Origin of the sequence: Sulfitobacter sp. HI0040, assembly GCF_001634885.1 — a bacterium.
Taxonomy (GTDB): domain Bacteria; phylum Pseudomonadota; class Alphaproteobacteria; order Rhodobacterales; family Rhodobacteraceae; genus Sulfitobacter.
This window is the reverse complement of record NZ_LWEX01000156.1, coordinates 1-2,599: the sequence shown is the minus strand read 5'-3', so window position 1 is coordinate 2,599 and position 2,599 is coordinate 1. Positions and strand designations below refer to the sequence as shown.

Annotated in this window: 2 protein-coding genes; both read right to left on the bottom strand. The window is 65.7% G+C overall.

The genetic code is table 11. From position 1 onward, the window contains the following. A partial coding sequence (locus A3728_RS10660; protein ID WP_067923263.1) for an MATE family efflux transporter occupies positions 1-1,334 on the bottom strand: 1,334 nt, incomplete at its 3' end. Positions 1,335-1,337: 3 nt separating this feature from the next. Beyond that, positions 1,338-2,570 (bottom strand): MFS transporter, encoded by a 1,233-nt coding sequence (locus A3728_RS10655; protein WP_067923266.1) that lies wholly within the window; start codon positions 2,568-2,570, stop codon positions 1,338-1,340. Positions 2,571-2,599 lie beyond the last annotated feature (29 nt).

The following is a 2,599-nucleotide window of genomic DNA, read 5'->3' as shown; positions in this document are numbered from 1 at the left end:
ACAGGGGCAAGCGTGACCCCCAGCCGCTGGACGAAGACCCAGCCCCAGACCGCCGCCACCAGCCCGGCGACGGCCCCCGCCAGCGCCTTCCCGTAGATGACCCCCGGCGCGCCGAAGAGCGCCCCCAGCATCACCGCCGCAGGCCAGCTCAACGCGCCGTCCTTGATCCAGTTCACCAATGTGGACCACCCGGGCCGCCCGAGGTTGTTGAAGGCCGCGTTGCTGACGAAAAGCCCGCCCACGAAGACAAAGGCCCCCACCCCCACGAAGGTAAAGGCGCGCAGCACCGCGCCGCCCTCCCCGCTCAGCCCGAACAGCGCGATCACCTGCGGCGTCACCGCCAGCAGCAGGGCCCAGGCCACCAACGTATAGCCCAGCACGAAAATCAGCGCGTCCCGGTAGGTGCCCCGCACCCGGTCCATCTGCCCGGCCCCGTAGTTCTGGCCGAAGATCCCGCCGATGGCCCCGGAGAGCGCGAAAATCCCGCCGAAGATCACGACCGTCAGCCGCCCCACCACGGCCCATGCCGCCACCGCGTCATCGCCATGCTGCGCCATGACCGCGGTCAGCAGATAATTCCCCACGGGCGTCGACATCTGCGTGGCGATGGCCGGCAGAGCCACCCAGAGAAAGGGCCGCGCCACCCGGCGCAGGATCGCACCACTCGGCATCGCCACGAGCCCAGTTTGGTGTACCGCAAAGTAGAGCCCCAGCGCCATCAAGCTGACCCGGAACAGCACGAGGTTGATCGCCGCCCCGTCCAGCCCCCAGCCCAGCCACAGAATGGTGATCGGATCGAGAACCAGCAGAACCAGTCCCGACAGCATGGTGATATACATGGCCTTGGCGCCGTAGCCTTCCGCCCGCAACGTGCCCGAACAGACGAGCGCCACCGCCATCATCACGATGGAGGGGATGGTGATGCCCAGATAGCGCGCCGCGAGCCGCGCGGTTTCCCCCTCCGCCCCGGCCCATGCCACCAGTTCTTGACGCCATGTCACGACAGCGGCCGCCACACCGGCCAGCAGCAGCACCGAAAACACGAGCGCCGCCCCCGCCTGTTCGCGCCCCAGCGCCCGGTGCCCCGAACCGATGCTGCGCGATATCAGCGCGGTTGACGCGATCATCAGCCCCACCCCGATGGAGACGGAAAAGAACTGGATCGCATAGGCAAAGCCGATGGCCGCCACCAGCCGTGCATCGCCAAGCTGCGATATCCACAGAAGGTTCGCGGCATCCACCAGAAAGACAAAGGTGATCCCCGTCGCCCCCGTCGCCGTCATCCGCACCACGTGACCCATGGTGGAGCCCGACAGGAAGCGGCCCGGCTCCATGCGCTATTCCGCGGGCGCAGGCAGCGCCCCGGCAAAGATCGTTTCATGCCCCGGGCGCGGATGGCGCGGGATCAGCAGCGCCAGACCCAGCGAAATCGCCGCCATCCCCGCCGCCAGCAGAAAGACCGCCGCGGGCGAGACGAGCCAGAGCAGACCCAGCAGCACCGGCAGGAAGACGGCGGCGATATGGTTGATGGTAAAGGCCACGGCGGCGGTGGGCGCGATGTCGCCCGGATCGGCGATCTTCTGGAAATAGGTCTTCAGCGCCAGCGCCAGCGCAAAGAACATATGATCGAGCACATAGAGCGTGGCCGCCACCGCAACCCCCCAACCGAGGTAATAGACCCCGCCATAGGCAAGAAAGACCGCCACCAGCCCGATGTATTCAAACCCCAGTGCCCGGCGTTCGCCGAAATACCCCACCGCGCGTCCCATCAGCGGCGCGAAGATCATGTTCGCCACAAGGTTCACCAGATACAGCAGCGTGATCTCATGTACCTCGAAGCCGAAGCGTTCGACCATCATGAAGCCCGCGAAGACGACGAAGATCTGCCGCCGCGCCCCCGACATGAACTGAAGCGCGTAGTAAAGCCAGTATCGCCGCCGCAGCACCATCTTCTTGACCTGTGGATGCGGCGCCTCGAACTGCGGATAGGCGACAAGCGCGAAAAGCGCGATTGCCACGGTCACGCCACCCCCGATGAGGTAGACAATGTTGTAGCTCAGATCGAGCGTCTCCCACAGCGCCATGATCGCGAGGTAGGCCACCAGCGTCGCCAGCGACCCCGCGGCCATCAGCCAGCCGATCATCCGCGGCGCATCCTCGATTTTCAGCCATTGCAACTGCAGCGACTGGTTCACAGTCTCGTAATAGTGAAACCCGATGGAGCTGAGCATCGTCACGGTCAGTATCCCGCCGAGGGAGGGGAACCACGCCGTCACCGCCGTCGCCGCCCCCAAGAGGATCAGCGAGACCAGCCCCAGCACCTGTTCGCGCATGAAGAGGATGATGGCGATGACACCCACGGCGAAAAAGCCGGGGATCTCGCGTACCGTATGCAGCAACCCGATGTCCGAGCCGTCGAAGTTCGCGGCCTCGATGACGAAGTTGTTCAGCAGCGCGGACCACGTGTTGAAGGCAATCGGCATCGCCAGCGCCATCAGGAACAGCAGCGCCACCGGGCGGCGCCAGAACGGCAGATCGCGCGCGTCCGCGAGTGTGATGAAACGTCTCATATGCAGATGCATACGCCCGCCCCCGCCGA

Excerpts from the sequence above, each read along its gene's own strand:
- A3728_RS10655 (WP_067923266.1), bottom strand. The coding sequence starts at position 2,570 with ATGAGACGTTTCATCACACTCGCGGACGCGCGCGATCTGCCGTTCTGG.